Source organism: Actinokineospora inagensis DSM 44258, from assembly GCF_000482865.1.
GTDB lineage: Bacteria > Actinomycetota > Actinomycetes > Mycobacteriales > Pseudonocardiaceae > Actinokineospora > Actinokineospora inagensis.
The window spans coordinates 1-22,633 of the sequence record NZ_AXWW01000059.1 but is presented as its reverse complement, the minus strand read 5'-3'; the positions used below and the strand labels follow the sequence as shown (position 1 = coordinate 22,633).

Annotated in this window: 21 protein-coding genes; 19 read left to right on the top strand and 2 right to left on the bottom strand. The window is 70.7% G+C overall.

Going from position 1 to position 22,633, the window contains the following annotated elements; genetic code table 11:
• The first annotated feature begins 3 nt into the window (after positions 1–3).
• The 5 genes from lysA (at position 4) to rho (ending at position 7,214) form a co-directional block, all read left to right on the top strand.
• Complete coding sequence (gene lysA / locus H504_RS0121420) at positions 4–1,440, top strand: diaminopimelate decarboxylase (protein ID WP_026424447.1); 1,437 nt, start codon at positions 4–6, stop codon at positions 1,438–1,440.
• Positions 1,437–2,744, top strand: a complete 1,308-nt coding sequence (locus tag H504_RS0121415; RefSeq protein WP_026424446.1) for a homoserine dehydrogenase — start codon at positions 1,437–1,439, stop codon at positions 2,742–2,744. Before lysA ends, H504_RS0121415 begins: the two co-directional genes overlap by 4 nt.
• Positions 2,741–3,817 carry a threonine synthase gene (gene thrC / locus H504_RS0121410; protein WP_026424445.1) on the top strand — a complete coding sequence of 359 codons (1,077 nt, stop codon included), beginning with the start codon at positions 2,741–2,743 and terminating at the stop codon, positions 3,815–3,817. Before H504_RS0121415 ends, thrC begins: the two co-directional genes overlap by 4 nt.
• On the top strand, positions 3,814–4,707 hold the full coding sequence (thrB, locus tag H504_RS0121405; RefSeq protein ID WP_026424444.1) for a homoserine kinase: 894 nt from the start codon (positions 3,814–3,816) through the stop codon (positions 4,705–4,707). Before thrC ends, thrB begins: the two co-directional genes overlap by 4 nt.
• 440 nt (positions 4,708–5,147) lie before the next feature.
• Positions 5,148–7,214, top strand: coding sequence for a transcription termination factor Rho (gene rho / locus H504_RS0121400; RefSeq protein WP_026424443.1), 2,067 nt, complete (start codon positions 5,148–5,150; stop codon positions 7,212–7,214).
• 9 nt (positions 7,215–7,223) lie between these two features.
• Here the strand turns inward: rho and H504_RS36245 are convergent, their stop codons facing one another.
• Positions 7,224–7,616 (bottom strand): hypothetical protein, encoded by a 393-nt coding sequence (locus H504_RS36245; protein ID WP_051386100.1) that lies wholly within the window; start codon positions 7,614–7,616, stop codon positions 7,224–7,226.
• 242 nt (positions 7,617–7,858) lie between these two features.
• On the opposite strand from H504_RS36245, the gene rpmE reads away from it, so the two are divergent.
• From rpmE to prmC, 3 genes are all read left to right on the top strand, one after another.
• Positions 7,859–8,080 carry a 50S ribosomal protein L31 gene (gene rpmE / locus H504_RS0121390; protein WP_026424442.1) on the top strand — a complete coding sequence of 74 codons (222 nt, stop codon included), beginning with the start codon at positions 7,859–7,861 and terminating at the stop codon, positions 8,078–8,080.
• An 88-nt stretch (positions 8,081–8,168) separates the two neighbouring features.
• Positions 8,169–9,239: a peptide chain release factor 1 gene (prfA, locus tag H504_RS0121385; protein WP_026424441.1), complete on the top strand. Its 1,071-nt coding sequence runs from the start codon at positions 8,169–8,171 to the stop codon at positions 9,237–9,239.
• 11 nt (positions 9,240–9,250) lie between these two features.
• Entirely contained in the window at positions 9,251–10,114 is an 864-nt protein-coding gene (prmC, locus tag H504_RS0121380) for a peptide chain release factor N(5)-glutamine methyltransferase (protein ID WP_026424440.1), read from the top strand.
• A 1,069-nt stretch (positions 10,115–11,183) separates the two neighbouring features.
• Here prmC and H504_RS0121375 read toward each other — a convergent pair.
• The gene (locus H504_RS0121375) at positions 11,184–11,753 is read right to left on the bottom strand and encodes a hypothetical protein (protein WP_157440550.1); all 570 of its coding nucleotides are present in this window, start codon (positions 11,751–11,753) and stop codon (positions 11,184–11,186) included.
• 149 nt (positions 11,754–11,902) lie between these two features.
• On the opposite strand from H504_RS0121375, the gene H504_RS0121370 reads away from it, so the two are divergent.
• The 11 genes from H504_RS0121370 (at position 11,903) to atpD (ending at position 22,021) form a co-directional block, all read left to right on the top strand.
• Positions 11,903–12,721 (top strand): tetratricopeptide repeat protein, encoded by an 819-nt coding sequence (locus tag H504_RS0121370; protein WP_026424438.1) that lies wholly within the window; start codon positions 11,903–11,905, stop codon positions 12,719–12,721.
• A gap of 53 nt (positions 12,722–12,774) precedes the next feature.
• Complete coding sequence (locus H504_RS0121365; protein ID WP_026424437.1) at positions 12,775–13,422, top strand: L-threonylcarbamoyladenylate synthase; 648 nt, start codon at positions 12,775–12,777, stop codon at positions 13,420–13,422.
• Positions 13,423–13,544: 122 nt separating this feature from the next.
• Complete coding sequence (locus H504_RS0121360) at positions 13,545–14,699, top strand: glycosyltransferase family 4 protein (protein ID WP_026424436.1); 1,155 nt, start codon at positions 13,545–13,547, stop codon at positions 14,697–14,699.
• On the top strand, positions 14,696–15,214 hold the full coding sequence (locus H504_RS36240) for a Cg1360 family ATP-synthase-associated protein (RefSeq protein WP_051386098.1): 519 nt from the start codon (positions 14,696–14,698) through the stop codon (positions 15,212–15,214). The genes H504_RS0121360 and H504_RS36240 overlap by 4 nt, the downstream gene beginning before the upstream one ends.
• A 211-nt stretch (positions 15,215–15,425) precedes the next feature.
• The gene (atpB, locus tag H504_RS0121350; RefSeq protein ID WP_026424435.1) at positions 15,426–16,208 is read left to right on the top strand and encodes a F0F1 ATP synthase subunit A; all 783 of its coding nucleotides are present in this window, start codon (positions 15,426–15,428) and stop codon (positions 16,206–16,208) included.
• Positions 16,209–16,330: 122 nt separating this feature from the next.
• Positions 16,331–16,525 carry an ATP synthase subunit c family protein gene (locus H504_RS0121345; RefSeq protein WP_051386105.1) on the top strand — a complete coding sequence of 65 codons (195 nt, stop codon included), beginning with the start codon at positions 16,331–16,333 and terminating at the stop codon, positions 16,523–16,525.
• A gap of 41 nt (positions 16,526–16,566) precedes the next feature.
• On the top strand, positions 16,567–17,115 hold the full coding sequence (locus H504_RS0121340; RefSeq protein WP_084467995.1) for a F0F1 ATP synthase subunit B: 549 nt from the start codon (positions 16,567–16,569) through the stop codon (positions 17,113–17,115).
• Positions 17,116–17,139: 24 nt separating this feature from the next.
• A complete protein-coding gene (locus H504_RS0121335; protein ID WP_026424432.1) occupies positions 17,140–17,964 on the top strand; it encodes a F0F1 ATP synthase subunit delta in 825 nt (274 codons plus the stop codon).
• A gap of 43 nt (positions 17,965–18,007) precedes the next feature.
• Positions 18,008–19,648 (top strand): F0F1 ATP synthase subunit alpha, encoded by a 1,641-nt coding sequence (gene atpA, locus H504_RS0121330; protein WP_026424431.1) that lies wholly within the window; start codon positions 18,008–18,010, stop codon positions 19,646–19,648.
• Positions 19,649–19,658: 10 nt separating this feature from the next.
• Positions 19,659–20,591, top strand: coding sequence for a F0F1 ATP synthase subunit gamma (locus H504_RS0121325; RefSeq protein ID WP_026424430.1), 933 nt, complete (start codon positions 19,659–19,661; stop codon positions 20,589–20,591).
• Positions 20,591–22,021: a F0F1 ATP synthase subunit beta gene (gene atpD, locus H504_RS0121320; RefSeq protein WP_026424429.1), complete on the top strand. Its 1,431-nt coding sequence runs from the start codon at positions 20,591–20,593 to the stop codon at positions 22,019–22,021. Before H504_RS0121325 ends, atpD begins: the two co-directional genes overlap by 1 nt.
• Positions 22,022–22,633: the final 612 nt, after the last annotated feature.

Genomic DNA, 22,633 nt, shown 5'->3' with positions numbered 1-22,633 from the left:
CTGATGAGGGCACACCCGGCAGGCCCGCGGCACGCGGAGGTCCTGCCGCCGAGCAACACCGCCAGCGAACGGCCCACCAGCGCCGCCGCGCTCGACGAGCTCGTCCCGGCGGTCTGGCCGCGGCACGTCGAACGCGGGGCGGACGGCGCCGTCCGGATCGCGGGCGTCGACGTGCGCGACCTGGCGGAGCAGTACGGCACTCCGCTGTTCGTGGTCGACGAGGACGACTTCCGCGGCCGCTGCCGCGACCACGCGCGCGCCTTCGGCGACCCGGCGCTCGTGCACTACGCGTCCAAGGCGTTCCTGTCCGTGGAGATCGCCCGCTGGGTGGCCGACGAGGGCCTGAGCATCGACGTGTGCAGCGGTGGTGAGCTCGCCGTGGCGCTGCGCGCGCAGTTCCCGCCGGAGCGGATCACCTTGCACGGCAACAACAAGTCGACCGACGAGCTGGCCGGGGCGCTCGACGCGGGCGTCGGCACGATCGTGGTCGACTCGTTCTTCGAGATCGCCCGGCTCGACCAGTTGGCCCGTGAGCGCGGCGTCGTGGCGGACGTCCTGATCCGGGTGACCGTCGGCGTCGAGGCGCACACGCACGAGTTCATCGCCACCGCGCACGAGGACCAGAAGTTCGGCTTCTCCCTGGTCGGCGGGGACGCGGCGGAGGCGGCCGCTCGGGTGCTCAAGTCCGGTGGGCTGCGCCTGGTCGGCCTGCACAGCCACATCGGGTCGCAGATCTTCGACGCCGACGGGTTCGAGGTCGCCGCGCACCGCGTCATCGGCCTGCTCGCCGGCCTGCACGCCGAGCACGGCGCCGAGGCGCTGGCCGGTGTGCGGACCGTCGACCTGGGCGGCGGTCTCGGCATCGCCTACACCGCGCAGGACGACCCGCCGCCGCCCGCGGTGCTGGCCGAGCAGTTGCGCACCATCGTCACCAAGGAGTGCGAGCAGGCGGGGTTACCGCTGCCGAACATCGCCGTCGAGCCCGGTCGGGCCATCGTCGGACCGAGCATGGTGACCCTCTACGAGGTGGGCACCACCAAGGACGTGTCGCTCGGGCACGGCACCGGCCGCCGGTACGTCAGCGTCGACGGCGGCATGAGCGACAACATCCGCACCGCCCTCTACGACGCCCTCTACGACACCCGCCTGGTGTCCCGGTCCAGTGACGAGGGGGAACGCGGCGCGGCGGCCGTGCTGTCCCGAGTCGTGGGCAAACACTGTGAGTCCGGTGACGTTGTGGTGCGAGACTGCTGGCTGCCCGACAACCTTGCTCCCGGCGACCTGCTGGCGGTGGCGGCGACCGGCGCCTACTGCTACTCGATGGCGAGCAACTACAACCGGCTGCCCCGGCCCGCCGTGGTGGCCGTGCGCGCCGGGGTGGCGCGGCCGCTGCTGCGCCGGGAAACCGTGGACGACCTGCTGAGACTGGAGATGACGTGACGAGCGAGGCCGCTGAACCGATCCGGGTCGCCCTGCTGGGTTGCGGGACCGTCGGCACCGAGATCGTCCGGCTGCTCACCGCGCAGGCCGACGAGCTCGCCGCGCGGGTGGGCACCCGGGTCGAGCTGGTCGGCATCGCCGTGCGCAGGCCGAACAAGCACCGCGAGGTGCCCGCCGAGCTGCTCACCACCGACGCCGCCGCCCTGGTCACCCGCCAGGACGTGGACGTGGTGGTCGAGGTCATCGGCGGGATCGAGCCGACCAGGGGCTGGCTGCTGGCCGCGCTGAACGCGGGCAAGTCGGTGGTCACCGCGAACAAGGCGCTGCTGGCCGAGCACGCGGGCGAGCTGTTCGAGGCCGCCGACCGCACCGGCGCCGACCTGTACTTCGAGGCGGCCGTCGCCGGTGCCATCCCGCTGCTGCGGCCGCTGCGCGAGTCGCTGGCCGGTGACCGGATCACCCGCGTCATGGGCATCGTGAACGGCACGACCAACTTCATCCTGTCCGCGATGGACGAGACCGGCGCCGGTTACGCCGAGACCCTCGACGAGGCGTCCCGGCTGGGCTACGCCGAGGCCGACCCGACCGCCGATGTGGACGGGTTCGACGCCGCGTCCAAGGCGGCCATCCTCGCCTCGCTGTCCTTCCACACCCGGGTCACCGCGGGCGACGTGCACCGCGAGGGCATCTCGGCGGTGACCTCGGCCGACTTCGCCGCCGCCCGCGCCCTCGGCCGCACGATCAAGCTGCTGGCCATCTGCGAGCGCGTGCTGACCACGGACGGCGAGTTCGTCGCGGTGCGCGTGCACCCGGCGATGATCCCGCGCAGCCACCCGCTGGCCGGGGTCAGCGGCGCGTTCAACGCGGTCTTCGTCGAGGCGGAGGCCGCCGGTCAGCTCATGTTCTACGGGCAGGGAGCGGGCGGTGCACCCACCGCCAGCGCCGTGCTCGGCGATCTGGTCGCGGTCGCCCGCAACCGGGTCGTCGGCGGGCGCGGACCGCGCGAGTCGGCGTACGCCGACCTGGCGGTGCGCCCGATCGCGCAGGCCTCGACCAGGTACCACATCAGCCTGGACGTCGCGGACCGCGCGGGCGTGCTGGCGGCGGTCGCCGCCGAGTTCGCCCAGCACGAGGTGAGCATCGCCGCCGTCCGGCAAGAGGGCCGGGCGCGGGACGCGAGCCTGGTGATCGTCACCCACTCGGCACCGGACGCCGCGCTACGTTCCACTGTGGACAAAGTGGCCGGGCTGCCGTTCGTGCACGACGTGGTCAGCGTGATGCGGGTCGAAGGCGAGGATTCATGACCATCCCCACCGGTGTTCGGCCAGGCTGGCCGGGCATCATCCAGGCGTACCGGGACCGCGTCGCGATCCCCGACGGCGCTGACGTCATCACCCTGGGCGAGGGCAACACCCCGTTGCTCCACGCCCCCTACCTGTCGGAGCGCACCGGCAGCACGGTCTACCTGAAGGTAGAGGGGCACAACCCGACCGGGTCGTTCAAGGACCGCGGGATGACCGTGGCGATGACGTACGCCAAGGCCGCCGGGCTGGCGGCGGTCATCTGCGCGTCCACCGGCAACACCTCGGCGTCCGCGTCGGCCTACGCCGCCCGCGCGGGGCTGACCTCGGCGGTCCTGGTGCCCCGCGGCAAGATCGCGCTGGGCAAGCTCGCCCAGGCCATCGCCTACGGCGGCAAGGTCCTGCAGATCGACGGAAACTTCGACGACTGCCTGGAACTGGCCCGCAAGACCGCGGCCGAGTACCCGGTCGGCCTGGTGAACTCGGTCAACCCGGTCCGGTTGATCGGCCAGAAGACCGCGGCGTGGGAGATCTGCGACGTCCTCGGCCGCGCCCCGGACATCCACTGCCTGCCGGTCGGCAACGCCGGGAACATCACTGCGTACTGGCGGGGCTACCGCGACTACGCCGCCGACGGGATCATCGAGGCCACGCCGCGGATGTTCGGCTTCCAGGCCGAGGGCGCCGCGCCGATCGTGCGCGGTGAACCGGTACCCAACCCGGAGACGATCGCGACGGCCATTCGCGTTGGCAGCCCGGCGTCCTGGACCGGCGCGGTCGCCGCGCGCGACGAGTCCGGCGGGCTCATCGACGCCGTGTCGGACAAGCAGATCCTCGACGCATACCGGTTGCTGCCGTTGCGCGAGGGCGTGTTCGTCGAGCCGGGTTCGGCCGCCGGCATCGCCGGTCTGCTCGCCACCGCGGCAGACGGCCGCCTGCCCAAGGGGTCCGTGGTCGTCTGCACGGTCACCGGGCACGGCCTGAAAGACCCGGACACCGCGCTGGACGGGCTGGTCGAGGTCGAGCCGGTGCCGGTGGACGCCTCGGCGGTCGCCGCGGCGCTGGAACTGGGGTGAGCGCGGGCATCCGCGTCCGGGTGCCCGCCTCCTCGGCGAACCTGGGCGCCGGTTTCGACGCCCTCGGTCTCGCGTTGGGATTGCACGACGTGCTGGAGGTGCGGCCGTGCGGGTCGTCGGCGCTCGCGGTGCGGGTCACCGGTGAGGGCGCCGACGACGTCCCGCTCGACGAGTCGCACCTGGTCGTGCGCGCGCTGCGGGCCGCGTCCCGGCACCTGCGGCACGACCCGGGCGGCCTGGAGTTGACCTGCGCCAACGCGATCCCGCACGCGCGCGGCCTCGGTTCGTCGGCCGCCGCGATCGTCAGCGGGATCGCGGCGGGCTACGGCCTGGCCGGGGTCGACCTCGTCGGCACCGCGCTGGACGACGCGCTGCACCTGGCCGCCGAGTTCGAGGGGCACGCGGACAACGTCGCCGCCAGCCTGCTCGGCGGCTTGGTCGTCGCCTGGACCGACGGCGACCGGTTCCGCGCCGCCAGGGTCGAGCCGCACCCGGACCTGCGCCCGGTCACCGTCGTGCCCGCCGAGCAGTCCGCGACCCACGTGACCAGGGGTTTGCTGCCCGAGGTCGTGCCGCACCGGGACGCCGCGTTCGCCGCGGGCCGGGCCGCGCTCGCCGTGCACGCGGTCAGCGCGCGACCGGACCTGCTGCTGGCCGCCACGGCCGACTCCCTGCACCAGGACTACCGGGAGAAGGCGTGGCCGGACACCCTGCGCGTGGTCCGGGAACTGCGCGCGAACGGGGTCGCCGCGGCCGTGTCCGGGGCGGGTCCGACGGTTCTCGCGCTGACGACCGACGCGGTGCTGCCCAAGGCGGTTGATCTCACCGGATTCGCCGTCGTCCCGGTCCCGGTGGACCGGACAGGGGTACGGGTAGCCCCGCTCGGCTGAACGCGGAACACCCGGGGTGACGTTGACGTTGTGCCAACGGGGGAACGGGCACGTGACTCAGATCACCGCGCCACGCGGGAAATCCGACGACGCGCTGTGAGCCGGTTGTTGCACCTTGAGTGACTGCCGTCTACCCTCGGGGGCGTCTAGTCACCGCGCGCACGGGCGCCCGGTGTCGTGCCCGGGGATCTCTCGCCCGGGTCGCATCATCTGCCGGAGCATCGGCTCAGTCCCTTTCGCGGGATCCGGGCCGGGGCACGCAGGTACCCGACGACCGTGGTGGCCAGAAGCTCCCTGTTCGGCGACCGCGTCGCCAGGCGGGCCGTACCAACCGGTCCGCCGACGGCGCTCGCAGCGGGGTAGATACGCCGTCTCGCGTTCCGTCGGACGGCGGTCCGCTGGTCCACGTAGGAGGCGGGGACCGGTCAGGAAGGACATGTGTGAGCAATACCGATCTACTGAGCAGCGACACCACCGGGTCCGCCGCCAAGGCGCAGGCCAACGGGGGTGCGCCCCGGCGGCGGGCAGGCCTGTCCGGCATGGTCCTCGCCGAGCTGCGCGAACTCGCGGGCGAGCTGGGGATCAACGGAACCACCGGAATGCGCAAGGGTGATCTGATCGCTGCCATCAAGGAGCGGCAGGGCGGTAGCGCCCAGCAACTCCCCCTCAACGGCGCGGAAGCGCCCGCGGAGACCAAGCCCAAGCGGGCCACCCGGACCGAGCGCGCGGTCGAGGCCGCCGCCCCGGTCGAGGTGTCCGCCCCGGCCGAGCCCGCCGCCGAACCGCAGCGCTCGGGCGACGGCGAGCGGCCGAGCCGCCGTCGTCGGGCCAGCCGGGCCGCGGGCAGCCCGGAGACCGCGGCAGGCGCACAGGTCGAGACCGCGCCGAGCAGTGCCCCCACCCAGGAGGTCGCCCGTCCCGTCCGTTCCGACAACCGCCCCGAGCAGCGCTCGGACAACCGGTCGGAACAGCGTTCGGACAACCGCGTGGAACAGCGCCAGGACAGCCGGACCGAGGAGCGGACCGGCGACCGCCAGGGCGACCGCCCCCAGCGCGGGGACGGCCAGCGCGGTGACCGCCAGCGCGACCGCAGGGACCGCCAGGACCGGGGTGACCGGCAAGATCGTGGTGACCGCGGTGACCGCCAGGACCGTGGCGAGCGGCAGGACCGGGGTGACCGGCAGGACCGCGTCAACCGGCAACTGGACGACCGCCAGTCCGACCGGGCCAACAACAACGCCGACGACGATGACGACGACGAGCGCGGCGGTCGTCGCGGTCGCCGGTTCCGCGACCGGCGCCGCCGGGGCGGGCGCGACGAGCGCGGCGGCAGCGGCGGCCAGAACGACACCGAGGTGCGCGACGACGACGTCCTGCTCCCGGTCGCGGGCGTGCTCGACGTGCTGGAGAACTACGCGTTCGTGCGCACCTCCGGCTACCTGGCAGGCCCGAACGACGTGTACGTGTCGCTGTCGCTGGTCCGCAAGTACGGCCTGCGCCGCGGCGACGCGATCACCGGCCTGGTCCGCCAGCCGCGTGAGGGCGAGCAGCAGCGGCAGAAGTTCAACCCGCTGGTCCGGGTCGAGTCGATCAACGGGCTGGAGCCGGACCAGGCGCGCAACCGGCCGGAGTTCACCAAGCTCACCCCGCTCTACCCCAACGAGCGGCTGCGCCTGGAGACCGAGCCGCACATCCTCACCACCCGCGTCATCGACCTGGTGATGCCGGTCGGCAAGGGTCAGCGCGCGCTGATCGTGTCGCCGCCCAAGGCGGGCAAGACCTCGGTGCTGCAGTCCATCGCGAACGCGATCACGACGAACAACCCCGAGATCTACCTGATGGTCGTGCTGATCGACGAGCGGCCGGAAGAGGTCACCGACATGCAGCGGTCGGTGAAGGGCGAGGTCATCGCCTCCACCTTCGACCGCCCGCCGGGCGACCACACGACGGTGGCCGAGCTGTCCATCGAGCGCGCCAAGCGCCTGGTGGAGATGGGCCACGACGTGGTCGTGCTGCTCGACTCGATCACCCGCCTCGGCCGCGCGTACAACCTCTCGGCCCCGGCGTCCGGCCGGATCCTCTCCGGTGGTGTCGACTCGACCGCGCTGTTCCCGCCCAAGCGCTTCCTCGGCGCGGCGCGCAACATCGAGAACGGCGGCTCGCTGACCATCTTCGCCACCGCGCTGGTGGAGACCGGGTCGGCCGGTGACACGGTGATCTTCGAGGAGTTCAAGGGCACCGGCAACGCCGAGCTCAAGCTGGACCGCAAGATCGCCGACAAGCGCATCTTCCCCGCGGTGGACGTCGATCCGTCCAGCACCCGCAAGGAGGAGCTGCTGCTGTCCCCGGACGAGTTGGCGGTCACCGTCAAGCTGCGCCGGGTGCTGCACGCGCTGGACAGCCAGGCCGCGATCGAACTGCTGCTCGACCGGCTGCGCAAGACCCGCACCAACATCGAGTTCCTGATGCAGGTGGCCAAGACCACCCCGGGCGGGAACGACGACTAGGCTGCGTTGTCAGCTTTCCCCGAGTCCCCGCGCACCCGAGGTGCGCGGGGACTCGGCCGTCGCGGCCAGCACCAGCGCGGCGGCCGCGGGGAGTCCGATCAGGACGGCGACGCCGATCGGCACCGCCACCCCGTCCACCAGGAGGCCGGTGCCGAACACGGCCGCGGGATAGGGGACCGCCAACGCGGTGCGGTGCGCGGTCGACCACCAGGTGACCGAGGGCGCGAGCGCGGCGGTGACCGCGGCCGCGGCGCCGAGCAGCCCGCTGCTCAGCGGGACCGGCCAGGACGCGCCGAGCAGCAGCCCGCCGAGCGCGGTGAGGCCGAGCACCGCGGCGGTGAACAGCACCGGGACCGCCAGCCAGACGACCTGCGCCAGCGGTCTGCCGAAGAGGTGACGCACGCGGCGATTCTCCGTCGCACCGGGCCTTTCCCACCCCGGGTGTCCAACCGGGATTCGGCGAGCGGGAGCGCGGCTGCGGCGGGCGGGCGTCCCGGTCCGACGAACGGCACCGGCCGGGAATAGCCTGATGGGGGTGGTCGTTGTACCGGCCGTCAGCGTGTCTGGCAGACTGTCAGGTCGAGTCCGGCTCCGGTTCACCCCGACCCAGGGGACCCGGCGGCCACATGAGAGAGGCGACCACCGTGAAGAACGGCATCCACCCCGAGTACGTCTCCACCGAGGTGACGTGCGGTTGCGGGAACACCTTCACCACCCGCAGCACCAAGACCGCGGGCAGCATCTTCGTCGAGGTCTGCTCGGCTTGCCACCCCTTCTACACCGGCAAGCAGAAGATCCTGGACACCGGCGGCCGCGTGGCCCGGTTCGAGGCCCGCTACGGCAAGCGGACCCGCAACGCGAAGTAGCCATGCTCGCGGCGCCCGCCCGGGGCTTTCGGGCGGGCGCCTTTCGCGTGTCCCGCCGCCGCACCACTAGGGAGTCGCTGTGCACACCGTGGACGTCGGATCGCTGGCCGAGCTGCGCGCCGAGTACGCCGAGCTGGAGACCGCGCTCGCCGACCCGTCCGTGCACGCCGACCAGGACCGGGCCCGCAAGCTGGGGCGCCGCTACGCCGAGCTGACCCCGGTGGTGCACACCGCCCGGGAGCTGGACACGGCGCGCAGCGACCTTGAGGCGGCCCGCGAGCTGGTCGCCGAGGACCCGGCGTTCGCCGCCGAGGCCGACGAGCTGGCCGGGCGGATCCCGGCGCTGGAGACCCGGCTGACCGAGCTGCTGCTGCCGCGCGACCCGCACGACGGCTCGGACGTGCTGCTGGAGGTCAAGTCCGGTGAGGGCGGCGAGGAATCCGCGCTGTTCGCCGGTGACCTGCTGCGGATGTACCTGCGCTACGCCGAGCGGCACGGCTGGGCGGCCGAGGTCCTCGACGGCACCGAGTCGGACCTGGGCGGCTACAAGGACGTCACGGTCGCCATCAAGAGCCGCAGCGCCGACCCGGAGGGCGTCTGGGCGCGGCTGAAGTACGAGGGCGGCGTGCACCGGGTGCAGCGCGTGCCGGTGACCGAGTCGCAGGGCCGCATCCACACCTCCGCCGCCGGTGTCCTGGTGGTGCCCGAGGTCGAGGACTCCGACGACTTCGCCGAGATCTCGGACAAGGACCTGCGGATCGACGTGTACCGGTCGTCCGGCAAGGGCGGCCAGAGCGTCAACACGACCGACTCGGCGGTGCGGATCACCCACCTGCCCACCGGCATCGTGGTGTCCTGCCAGAACGAGCGGTCCCAGTTGCAGAACAAGGCGCGGGCCATGCAGGTGCTGCGCGCCCGGCTGGCCGCCGCCGCCGAGGAAGAGGCCGCCAGGCAAGCCTCCGACGCCCGGCGCAACCAGGTCCGCACAGTCGACCGGTCCGAGCGGGTCCGCACCTACAACTTCCCGGAGAACCGCATCTCCGACCACCGGGTCGGCTTCAAGGCGCACAACCTCGACGCCGTGCTCGACGGCGACCTCGACGCCGTGCTCGACGCCCTGGTCACCGCCGACCGCGCCGAACGCCTCGCCGGTTCCTGACCCCCATGCCGTTGAGCCGCCAACCCCTGCGCCTGGCCATCCTCGACGCCGCCCGCATCCTCACCGCCGCAGGCGTCGACTCCCCGCGCGTGGACGCGGAGTTGCTGGCCGCGCACGTGGTCGGGGTGGAGCGCGGGCGACTGCCACTGGTGCCGCTGGTCGACTCGGACCAGATCGACGAACTCGCCGCCCTGGTCCGCCGCCGCGCGAACCGGGAACCACTGCAACACCTGACCGGCTCGGTCGCGATGGGCGGCATCACCGTCCACGTGGGACCCGGGGTCTTCGTGCCCCGTCCGGAAACCGAGCTGCTGCTGGAATGGGCGCTGCGATCGCTGACCGGGTCGGCGTCACCCGTCGTGGTCGACCTGTGCACCGGATCGGGCGTCTTGGCGCTCGCCATCGCACACGCCCGCCCGGACGCCACCGTACACGCCGTCGACCTGGACCCGGCCGCCCTCGCCTGGGCCCGCCGCAACGCCGATTCCCGCGCCGCGGCAGGGGATTCCCCGATCCACCTGCACAGCGGCGACGTCACGGCGGTTGACGTGCTGTCCTCATTGGACGGACAGGTCGACGTGGTGGTGTGCAACCCGCCGTACGTCCCGGAGGGGACGGCGGTCCAGCCCGAGGTTGCCGACCACGACCCGGCGCACGCGGTGTTCTCCGGCCCGGACGGCCTCACCGTCATCCGCCCGGTGGTCGCACTGGCCGCCCGCCTCCTCCGCACCGGCGGCTCAGTCGCGATCGAACACGACGACACACACGGGGAATCGGTCCCCGCACTACTGTCCGCACGCCGCATCCTGTCCAATGTGGAGGGTCACACCGACCTGGCGGGCCGCCCCCGATTCGCCACCGCTCGCCGGGTCTGACTGCGTTTCGGGTGGTTCATCCACACCCCCAACTCGTTGTTTCACAACCTGGCCGGTTGTCCGCGTCCCTAACTCTCGTTCGCGTCCCAACCCCTTGTTCGCGTCCCCGCTTCTCGTCTACGTCCCGACTGCTTGTTCGCACCCCAACCGCATGTTCACGTCCCGACTGCTTGTTTCACGACCCAACTGCTTGTTCGTGTCTCAACTCGTTGGTCACACCCTCAACTGCTTGTTCGTGTCCCCAATTCGTTGGTCACATCCCAACCGCGTGTTCGTGTCTCAACTGCTTGTTCGCCGTTCAACCGCTGCCCACACTCCAACTGCTTGTCCGTATCCCAGGCCCTTGTTCACGCCCCGACTGCTTGTCCGCACACTGACTGCTTGCCTGTATCCGGAAGCCCTTGTGCACACCCTGGCCGCTTGCCCGCGCCCCGACCGCTTGTCCGTCTCCAAGCCCTTGCTCACGCCTCGACCGCTTGCTCGCACACCAATCCACTTGCCTGTATCTCAAGTCCTTGTTGGCGTCCCAACCGCTCGCTCACATCCCGGCCGCTTGTCCGTAGTCCACAACCTTGTTCACCCTCCAATGACCTGCCCACACCCCAGCCGCTCGCCCACACCCCAACGACGTGTTCACATCCCGCTTGCCTGCCCACCTCTCACCACCTGCCCACCGGTCCGCCTCCCCATCGCCGGTCCGCCTCCCCATCGCCGGTCCGCCTCCCCGCCGCCGGTCCGCCTCCCCGCCGCCGGTCCACCTCCCCCACCACCTGTCCACATCCCACTCGCTTGTCCACACCCCACGGCACCACCCCCTGTCGATCTTGCCCAGCCGGTAGACTGGCCTCGGGGACGCCCCCCGGGAAGGGTGGGGGCCGCCCGTGACCCGTATGGGGTGACGGGGTGGGTGTCAATCGCTGGGGTGGGTGGTTGGGGCGGCGAAAGAAGTGCGCTTGGCTGCTGGGGGGTTGTCCGAAGCGGCTGGGGTGCTGGTGAGGCCCACGGGTGTGGTTCCCTGCGGTGGGGACGTGGATCGGCGGAGGTGATCCGTGTGCGTGGGGGCGCGGGACTACGGGGTGGTGTTGTCGACCATGGTGTCGTAGATGGGTTTGGTGTCCGGCCAGCGGTCCACTGTGGAGCTGGCGTAGAGGAAGTACTCGGTGCCGTCGACTCGCCAGTACATCGAGTGCGCGTGTCGTCTGCCGATGGTTGTGGGGTGTTCGAACTCCCAGTCGACGGCGCGGACGTTGTGGTAGGTCGTGGTGCCGAGGCTGCGGCGTTCGAAGCCGGGGTGTGCCTTGGCGTAGGTCGCTTCGTAGTCCACGTGCGACGCGACCAGGTCTGTGGTGCTCGCGGGGGAGCCGCCGTAGCGGATGTAGCGGGTGGGGTCGTCGGGGTCGGTGGCCTGCATGGCGCCGGGGCCGGTCGAGCGGGTCACCGTCCAGCCGATCGGGATGGTGGTCACCAGGCCACCCGGGCCTGCCACCCGCTGGTAGCCCTCCGGGACCGGCAGCGCCACGGGGGACGGCGGGCTGGACGGCGGGGGCGTGGGCGCCTCGGTGTAGATGTACACCGGGTAGGCCTGGACCTGGGGTTCCTTCGGGGACACCAGCAGCACCGTGCCGACGGCGGCGCTCACGGCGGCGTAGGCCACGACGAGGGAGGACGCCAGCCAGCGCGAGCTGAGCTGGTGTCCCCGACGGTGGCGGTTGCTGGTCGTGGTGGCTCCTCGGAGGCGGCGACCCCGGTATGGCGTACCGAGGGTAGCGTGCCGTCCAGGGTGATCCAATGCTTCGAACATGGCAGGACGTCATCGCCAAGTGGCAACTGGTCACGGGCAGTGACGCGATCGGCGGTCCGGTGGCCGCCCAGCAGTTCCTCGGCGCGGCAAAGGAAGCGCTGCTCGCCGGTCGGCTGGACGCGGCGGTCGCCGGGTTCGAGCAGGCCGCCGCGCTGCGTGACCACCCGCTCGACCAGGTCGGTATCGGCGACGTGCTGCTGGCCCGGGGGCGGTGGCGCACCGCGGCCGCGCACTACGAGCGAGCGGCCCGGCTTGACCCGGGGTGTGTGCTCGCCGTCCTCGGGCTGTCCCAGGCGTGGGTCGCGGGCGGGGATGCCGAGCGGGCAGCCGAGGAGCTCGAACTGCGCTTCGGCGACAGCGGCGACCCGGTGCTGCGGTACTACCTGGCCAGCACCTGGTGCTCGGTCGGCGACCAGGTCCGGGCCGCGACCGACGACGAGGTGCTGGTCATCGCCAGCGAACGGCAGTTGCGGGTGTGCGAGCGGGCCGCCCTGCGCATCCTCGACCTCGACGTCGGCGACCACGAGCTGCGCCGCGGCGCCGAGCGGCTGCTGGCCGAGGTCCGCGCAGGCCGCAAGTGGCGGTGGCGGCCCGAGGGCATCGCGGTGAGCCTCGCCGTGCTCGCCGTGTCCTTTGGTCTCACCCTGGTCGCGGTCGGCGGGGTTACCGGGAGTGTCTACCTGGTGGTCGCCGGGATTGTGCTCGGGAGCGCTCTCCTCTATCTGATCGTGGTGCGCTTCCGGCGCCAGGCGTGGCAGGCGCGGGCGGACGGCCTGGCCGACCGCATCACCCGTCCAGGTGTTTGACTCGAGTGGATCTGGCTGACACCCCGGCACCGGGCACCGCTAGGCTCGCGCGGGTGACGGTCTTCGACTGTGGTGACCCCGCGCAGCGCGCGGACGGCCTCGCGGCCGCCGCCAGCGCGATCCGCTCGGGCAGGCTCGTGGTGATCCCGACCGACACCGTGTACGGCATCGGCTGCGACGCGTTCTCCGCGACCGCGGTGGCCGCGCTGCTCGCCGCGAAGGACCGCGGCCCGGACATGCCGGTCGGTGTGCTGGTCGGCTCCTGGTCGACCATCGACGGCCTGGTGCTGTCGGTCCCGCACACCGCGCGCAAGCTGGTCGAGGCGTTCTGGCCGGGCGACCTGTCCATCGTGCTGCCGCACGCGCCGTCGCTGAACTGGGACCTCGGCCGCACCGGCGGCACCGTGATGCTGCGGATGCCGCTGCACCCGGTGGCCATCGAACTGCTGCGCGAGGTCGGCCCGATGGCCGTGTCCAGCGCCAACAAGTCCGGCCGGCCACCCGCGTCCACCGCGAGCGAGGCCGTCGCCCAGTTCGACGACCTGGTGGGCATCTACCTCGACGGCGGCCCGTCCGGCGACCCGGTGCCGTCCACCATCGTCGACCTGACCGGCGACGAGCCGACCGTGCTGCGCGAGGGCGCGGTCAGCATGAGCGCCGTCCGCGAAGCCCTCGGCACCGAAATCCGGTTGGCTCGCTAGCGCGGGGCAACCGCCTGCCGTTCCACCCCGTACCACCACACGCCGACAGACCGCAGGGAGATGCGACCCGCCGTGCCCGCCGTGACCCAGCAGAACCGCCACCGCGCCCGGGGCGCGCGCGCGTGAACCCCACGGGTGGCTTCCCCCCCGCGGGCCTGCCGGTCCGCGAGTACCTGCTGGTCGGCCTGGTCACCGCCGTGTTGACCTTCCTGCTCACCGGGTTGGTCCGGCTGTTCGCCATCCGGATCGGCGCGGTGGCCTACCCGCGCACCCGGGACGTGCACGTGGTGCCGATGCCCCGGCTCGGCGGGTTGGCCATGTACCTGGGCATCTGCGGCGGGATGCTGCTCGCCCACCAGTTGCCGGTGCTGCGCCGCGCGTTCGACTACTCGTTCGACCCGACGGCGGTGCTGATCGGCGGCGGGATCATCGTCGGCATCGGCATGTTGGACGACCGGTTCGAGTTGGACTCGCTGACCAAGCTCGCGGGCCAGACCACCTGCGCGGGCATCTTGGTCCTCTACGGCATCCAGTGGCTGGTGTTGTGGGTGCCGTGGGGCGGCGACTCCAAGGTGTTCGGCTCGGTGCTGATCCTGGACCAGAACCAGGGCGGCCTGCTGGCCATCCTGCTCGCGGTCACGCTGATCAACGCGATCAACTTCATCGACGGCCTCGACGGGTTGGCGGCCGGGGTCGGCATGATCGCCGCGGCGGCCACCTGCGTGTTCTCCCTGCACCTGCTCGACCTGTCCGGCGGCGACGTGGGCACCTACTCGCCCGCGCTGATCGCGGCCACCCTCGCCGGGGCCTGCCTCGGTTTCCTGCCGCACAACTTCCAGCCGGCCAAGCTGTTCATGGGCGACTCCGGGTCGATGCTGATCGGCCTGATGCTGGCCGCCGCCAGCACCACCGCGTCCGGCCGGGCGAACCCGACCATCTGGGGCGTCTCCGACGCGATCGCGCTGCTCTCGCCGCTGCTGATCGTGATGGCCGTGTTGTTCTTCCCGGTGCTCGACCTGCTGATGGCCATCATCCGGCGCACCCGGCGCGGCGTCAGCCCGTTCTCCGCCGACAAGATGCACCTGCACCACCGGTTGCTGCAGATCGGCCACTCCCAGCGCCGCGCGGTCCTGTTGATCTACTTGTGGGCCGGTCTGCTGGCCTTCGGCGCGGTCGCGGTGACCGTCTACGACGTGTCCGCCGTCGTGTGGACGGTGGCGGTCGGCGTCCTGATCGCGGTGATCATCTCGGCCATCCCTAGACTGAGGTCACGATGAGCGAGCAGCAACCGGACACCGGGAACCAGACCGGCGGCGGGTCCACCAACGTGGTGCCCGCCCCGAAGACGCACGCCGAGTCCCAACTCATGCTGGCCGATGAGATGTTCAAGGCCGCGCGGTGGCCGGTGCTGGGGGTCGCGGTCGTCGGGGCGGTCGCCTGGACCCTGGTGGCCGGGATGTCCGGGTTGTGGAGCGCGGCGGTCGGCGGGGCTGTCGGCTTCGGTTCCGGGTTCGCGACCCTGCTGCTCATGCGCCGCACCGCGCACCTGAACGTGCAGATGCTGATGGCCGCGGTGCTCGGTGGTTTTGTCGGGAAGATGGTGGTGTTGCTGATCACCCTTGTGCTGCTTCGTGCGGTGCCCGGGGTGCACGTGCTCGCCCTGGGTACGACGATGCTGGGTGTGGTCCTGGTCAGCGCCGTCGCGGAAACCGCCGTGTTCCGGCGTACCAAGATCCCGACCTTGATCCTCACCGAACAGCCGGATGACTCCGGAAGCACTACCCAGAACTGAAAGCAGTACGGCTGTACGGCCCGCTGAACCGGGCTGATATGGTGCGCGCGGACACCAGCGGTGGCGCGCGGGGCTCACTCCTTCGTGGGAATAGCCGGTAACGCACAGCCGCTGCCAGGTACCCCATGCGCGTCAGGTACGTTACGTCCTGATCGTGACGATTCCCCCGGCGGAGTACCCGACGCCGGCCGGGAGAACCGGAAGGAGCCCTGTGGGCAGGCTTGTGCTGGCAGAAGGTGGCACCTTTACCCCACCAGGCGCCAAGGATTTCGATCTTCCCGCGATCTTCGCCGGGGTGACCAAGCCGATGATCATGGTCGTGCTGTCGATCGTGATCATCGCGGCGTTCTTCCTGCTCGCCACCCGCAAGCTGGCGATCGTGCCGAGCAAGTACCAGTTCATCACCGAATCGGTGTACGACTTCGGCCGCAACAACATCGCGCGCGCGCAGATCGGTTCGAAAGAGTTCAGGCCCTACCTGCCGTTGGTTTTGGCGCTGTTCACTTTCACCTTGGTGAACAACATCTTCGGCATCATCCCGATCTTCCAGTTCCCGACGTTCGCGCACATCGGCTTCCCGATCGCGCTGTCGGTGTTCGTTGTCTTCCCCGTTTACCACATCGTCGGCATCCGCAAGTTCGGGCTCGGCAAGTACCTGAAGAAGTCGGTCATGCCGCCGGGGATCCCGAAGCCGGTGTACCTGCTGCTGACGCCGATCGAGATCTTCCTGCGGTTCTTCATGGACCCGATCACGCTGGCGATCCGGGTGTTCGCCGCGATGTTCGCCGGTCACCTGATCCTGCTGGTGTTCACCCTCGGTGGTGAGTACCTGCTCACCGAGGCCGGGTGGGCGCTCAAGCCCGTCTCGCTGGTCGCCTTCGTGATGGCGATCGCCATGACCTTCCTGGAAGCGCTGATCCAGGTGCTGCAGGCCTACATCTTCGCCCTGCTGTCCGCCGGGTACATCGGTACCGCCCTCGCGGAAGACCACTGAGTTAGTCCGAGCCCCGGTTCACCCGACGAGGGGGGACCGTGTTTGAAAGGGATACGCAAGTGAGCGCTGCTCTCGTTCTCGCCCAGGCCGCCACCGAGCCCAACCTCAACAAGGGCCTGGCGATGATCGGTTACGGCCTCGGCGCCATCGGCCCCGGTGTCGGTGTGGGTCTCATCTTCGCCGCCGTCATCAACGGCACCGCCCGCCAGCCGGAGGCCGAGGGCAAGCTCCGCGGCATCGCGTTCTCCACCTTCGTGCTGACCGAGGTGCTCGCCCTGATCGGCCTGGTGCTCTACTTCATCGCTTCCGCCGCCTGAGCCAGACGCTGCGGATTACCGTATAGGGAGACGCCGTGGTCTTGTCGTCGTCAATCATCAACCTCGCGGAGGATGCGCCGAACCCGGTGCTGCCGCATCCGGCTGAGATCATCCTCGGCCTGGTCGCTTTCGGCCTGCTGCTGTTCGTGCTCGCCAAGTTCGTGGTGCCCCGGTTCGAGGCGCTCTACGCCGAGCGGACCGCCGCGATCGAAGGCGGTATCGAGAAGGCCGAGGCCGCCCAGCGGGAAGCCGAGGCCGCGCTGCAGCAGTACCAGGCGCAGCTCGCCGAGGCGCGTGCCGAGTCGGCGCGCATCCGCGATGACGCCAGGGCCGAGGCGGAGCAGATCAAGGAAGAGTTGCGCGCGCAGGCCCAGGAGGAATCCGCGCGGATCGTCGCGCAGGGCAACGCGCAGTTGGAGGCCCAGCGCGCCCAGATCGTCGCCGAGCTGCGCGCCGAGCTGGGTCGCCAGGCCGTCGAGCTGGCGAGCCGCATCGTCGGGGAGTCCCTTGAGGACGAGGCCCGCCGCCGCGGCACCGTCGACCGGTTCCTGTCCGAGCTCGACTCGGTCTCCGCGCCGGCCAAGAGCTAAGGGACGCCCTCGATGACCGCATCTGTGACGAGCACGCTGCACGCCGCGAGCCGGGAGGCCCTCGCCGCCGTCGAGCTGACCCTGCTCGACGTGCTCGAGGCCGACCCGACCGGCTCGGCCGAGCTGGGCGGGGAGCTGTTCGCCGTCGTCGGGCTGCTCGACCGCGAGGTCGGGCTGCGCCGCACGGTGGCCGACCCGTCCACCGACCCGGCCGCCCGCGGGCGGCTGGTCGGCGACCTGCTCACCGGCAAGGTCGCCGCGGGCACGCTCAAGGTCGTCACCACTGCCGCGGGGGCCCGCTGGTCGAGCCCGCGCGAGCTGGTCGACGGGCTGGAGTCGCTGGCGGTGACCGCGCTGCTGGTCGGCGCCGAGCGCGCCGGTCGGCTCGACGCGGTCGAGGACGAGCTGTTCCGGCTCGGCCGCATCATCGCCGACCAGACCGAGCTGGAGCAGGTCCTCACCAACCGCGCTGGCGACACCGAGGGCAAGCTGGCGCTGCTGCGCGAGCTGCTCGGGTCCAAGGTGGACGCCGCGACGGCGGCGCTGGTGGCGAACCTGGTGGCCCGCCCGCGCGGTCGCCACCTGGTCTCCGGCCTGGAGGCACTGGCCGCCGAGGCGGCCAAGCGGCGGGAGCGCTCGGTGGCCCACGTGGTCTCCGCCGGTCCGCTCTCGGCCGAGCAGCAGGACCGGCTCGCCGCGTCCCTGCAGCGGATCTACGCCCGGCCCATCGCCCTGCACCTGGAGATCGACCCCGCCCTGGGCGGCGGGCTGGTCATCAAGGTCGGCGACGAGGTCATCGACGGCAGCACCTCCGGTCGACTCGACGCGCTGCGCCGTCGGTTCGGCTGAGCGAAACTCCCCCCGAAGCAACGAAGTGAGAGCAGGAACTTTCATGGCGGAGCTGACGATCTCGTCGGACGAGATCCGCAGTGCGATCGAAAACTACGTCTCCAGCTACTCCCCGGACGTCAACCGGGAAGAGGTCGGAACGGTTTCCGACACCGGCGACGGCATCGCCCACGTGGAGGGCCTGCCCTCGGCCATGGCCAACGAGCTGCTGGAGTTCCCCGGCGGCATCGTCGGCGTGGCGCTGAACCTGGACGCCCGCGAGCTCGGTGTCGCCATCCTCGGTGACTACGACAAGATCGAGGAGGGCCAGGAGGTCAAGCGGACCGGCAAGGTCCTCTCGGTGCCGGTCGGCGACGCCTTCCTCGGCCGGGTCATCGACCCGCTGGGCAAGCCGATCGACGGCCTCGGCGACATCCCCGCCGAGGGCGAGCGCGTGCTCGAGCTGCAGGCGGCCACCGTGGTGCAGCGGCAGCCGGTGGGCGAGCCGCTGCAGACCGGCATCAAGGCCATCGACTCGATGACCCCGATCGGCCGCGGCCAGCGCCAGTTGATCATCGGTGACCGCAAGACCGGCAAGACCACGGTCTGCGTCGACACGATCATCAACCAGAAGAAGGCCTGGGCCACCGGCGACCCGAAGCAGCAGGTGCGCTGCATCTACGTCGCGATCGGCCAGAAGGGCTCCACCATCGCGGGCGTCAAGTCCGCGCTGGAGGAGGCGGGCGCGCTGGAGTACACCACCATCGTCGCCGCCCCCGCGTCGGACTCGGCGGGCTTCAAGTGGCTGGCCCCCTACACCGGCTCGGCCATCGGCCAGCACTGGATGTACCAGGGCAAGCACGTCCTGATCATCTTCGACGACCTGACCAAGCAGGCCGAGGCCTACCGCGCGATCTCCCTGCTGCTGCGCCGCCCGCCGGGCCGCGAGGCCTACCCCGGCGACGTCTTCTACTTGCACTCCCGCCTGCTGGAGCGCTGCGCGAAGCTGTCCGACGAGCTCGGCGCGGGCTCGATGACCGGTCTGCCGATCATCGAGACCAAGGCGAACGACATCTCCGCCTACATCCCGACCAACGTCATCTCCATCACCGACGGCCAGTGCTTCCTGGAGTCGGACCTGTTCAACTCCGGTCAGCGCCCGGCGGTCAACGTCGGCACCTCGGTGTCCCGGGTGGGCACCGCGGCGCAGACCAAGGCGATGAAGTCGGTCGCCGCGACGCTGCGCCTCGAATTGGCCCAGTACCGCGAGCTGGAGGCGTTCGCCGCCTTCGCCTCCGACCTGGACGCCACCTCGAAGGCCCAGTTGGAGCGCGGCGCCCGGATGATGGAGCTGCTCAAGCAGGGCCAGTACTCCCCAGTCGCGGTGGAGGAGCAGGTCGTGTCGATCTGGATCGGCACGCACGGCTACCTCGACGACATCGCGGTGTCGGACGTGCGCCGGTTCGAGTCGGAGCTGCACGAGCACCTGCGCCACCGGCACGCGGGCATCCTTGACGAGATCCGCACCTCGCGGGCGCTGTCCGACGACAACGCCGGTCGGCTCGCCGACGCGGTCACCGCGTTCAAGCAGTCCTTCACCGCCGGTGCCGCGGGCGGCGTGCGCGACGTCCAGGCGGACGCCCTCGACGCGGGCGAGGTGGGCCAGGAGACCGTCAAGGTCAACAAGCCCTCCCCGACGAAGTAGGCGCCTGGCCATGGCACAGCTTCGCGAGATCCGGCAGCGGATCAAGTCCGCCCAGTCGTTCAAGAAGATCTTCAAGGCGCAGGAGCTGATCGCGACGTCGCGGATCAGCAAGGCGCAGGCGCGGGTGGCCGCGGCCAAGCCGTACGCGGACGAGATCACCTCGGTGCTCACCGCGCTGGCCACCGGCGCCACCAGCCTCGACTCGCCGCTGCTGACCGAGCGTTCGCGGCACCAGCGGGCCGGGATCCTGGTGGTCACGTCGGACCGCGGGCTGTGCGGCGGCTACAACGCCAACGCGATCCGCCGCGCCGAGGAGCTCGTCCAACTGCTCAAGGAGCAGGGCAAGACCCCGGTGGTGTGGGTGATCGGGCGCAAGGGCCTGAACTACTTCCGGTTCCGGCAGCGGACGGTGCAGGGTTCCTGGACCGGCTTCTCCGAGCGACCCACCTACACCGACGCCGTCGCGGCGGGCGAGACGCTGATCCAGGCGTTCCTCGACGGCGCCGACGACGCGGGCAACCACCCCGGCCCGGACGGGATCCTCGGCGTCGACGAGTTGCACATCGTCTACACCGAGTTCCGGTCCATGCTGTCCCAGCGGCCGGTGGCCACCAGGATCGCGCCGATGGAGCTGGAGTACGCGCAGGAGGCGCCCACCGGCATCACCTCGGCCTACTCGTTCGAGCCCAGCGCCGAGGTCCTGCTGACCAACCTGCTCCCCAAGTACGTCAACACCCGCATCTACGCGGCGCTGTTGGAATCGGCCGCGTCCGAGTCCGCCGCCCGCCGCACGGCGATGAAGTCCGCAACGGACAACGCCGACGAGCTCGTCAAGAGCTTCACCCGTGTCGCCAACCAGGTCCGCCAGGCGCAGATCACCCAGGAGATCAGCGAGATCGTCGGTGGCGTCGAGGCGCTCGCAGCCGCAGGAAGTGATGACTAATGACTGCCATTCAGGAACCCAAGACCGCGGTCGGCCGCGTCGTCCGGGTGATCGGCCCCGTCGTCGACGTCGAGTTCCCCCGGGGATCGGTGCCCGACCTCTACAACGCGCTCAAGGTGGAGGTCGAGCTCGAGTCGCTGCGCAAGACCATCACCCTTGAGGTCGCGCAGCACCTCGGCGACAACCTGGTGCGCTGCATCTCGATGGCGCCGCAGGACGGCCTGGTGCGCGGCACCCCGGTGCACGACACGGGCGAGGCCATCTCGGTGCCGGTCGGCGACGCCGTCAAGGGCCACGTGTTCAACGCCCTCGGCGAGTGCCTGGACAAGCCCGGCCACGCCGCGGACGCCGAGCGCTGGCGCATCCACCGCCGTCCCCCGGCGTTCGACCAGCTCGAGGGCAAGACGAAGGTCCTGGAGACCGGCGTCAAGGTCATCGACCTGCTCACCCCGTACGTCGAGGGCGGCAAGATCGGCCTGTTCGGCGGCGCCGGTGTCGGCAAGACGGTGCTCATCCAGGAGATGATCACCCGGATCGCCCGCAACTTCGGTGGCACCTCGGTGTTCGCCGGTGTCGGCGAGCGCACCCGCGAGGGCACCGACCTCTTCCTGGAGATGGAGGAGATGGGGGTTCTCCCGGACACCGCGCTGGTGTTCGGCCAGATGGACGAGCCGCCGGGCACCCGCATGCGGGTCGCGCTGTCCGCGCTGACGATGGCGGAGTACTTCCGCGACGTGCAGCACCAGGACGTGCTGCTGTTCATCGACAACATCTTCCGGTTCACCCAGGCCGGTTCCGAGGTCTCCACGCTGCTCGGCCGCATGCCCTCCGCCGTCGGCTACCAGCCCACCCTGGCCGACGAGATGGGCGAGCTGCAGGAGCGCATCACCTCGACCCGGGGCCGCTCGATCACCTCCATGCAGGCGATCTACGTCCCCGCCGACGACTACACCGACCCGGCCCCCGCCACCACCTTCGCCCACCTGGACGCGACGACCGAGCTCTCCCGCCCGATCTCGCAGAAGGGCATCTACCCGGCCGTCGACCCGCTGTCCTCGTCCTCGCGGATCCTGGACCCCGCCGTAGTCGGCGACGAGCACTACCGGGTCGCGCAGGAGGTCAAGCGGATCCTGCAGAAGTACAAGGAACTGCAGGACATCATCGCCATCCTCGGCATGGACGAACTGTCCGAAGAGGACAAGGTGACGGTCAACCGCGCCCGCCGCATCGAGCGCTTCCTGTCCCAGAACTTCTTCGTAGCCCAGAAGTTCACCGGCGAAGAGGGCTCGTTCGTGAAGGTTTCGGACACCATCGAGGCCTTCGACCGCGTCGCCAAGGGCGAGTACGACCACGTCCCCGAACAGGCCTTCCTGTCGATCGGCGGCCTGGACGACCTCGAACGCAAGTACGCCGCCCTGACCAAGAAGTGATCTAGGCTCCACAACCGGGCCGGTGTCCACACGGACACCGGCCCGGTTCTTTATTTCCCAACCTATTCCCAATAATGCACCGCCACCCCAGAATCCGCCGTGTCCAACAAGCACCGCGATCAACGGGCACTACCCCCACCCCCGGAAACTGTCATGCGGTGAAGCACCACGATCAACCGGCACCGCACCCCTCGAAACCGGACACAAATCGACGAAGCCCACCAACCAGCACCGCGCGCCTCGGGACCCGCCGATCCCAACCGCCCGTTGTGGTGGAGTTGTTTTGTTTGGGGGGAGCGGTGGCCTAAGCCGGCTGGCGGGTAAGGCCCCGCTTTCCAGTGGCCCCGCCTTTTTGCCTTACCCAGGCTGCCGCTAGGGGCCCCAAACAAAACAACTTCACCACAACGGGCACCCCAAGCTTTAATCTGGCGCCCGATGCCGGCGTCGCCGAAGGCGACCAGGCCGAAACCCGAGCGCAGCGAGGCCCAGTGACCCCTCACACCAAGATCAACCCGGACAAAAGCCCCCGAATACACAGCCTAGACGGACCCACCGACAGTCTCGGGGGCATGAGGGCCGACACAGGGGACTCTGAGCCTCGGCTGCGCCTCG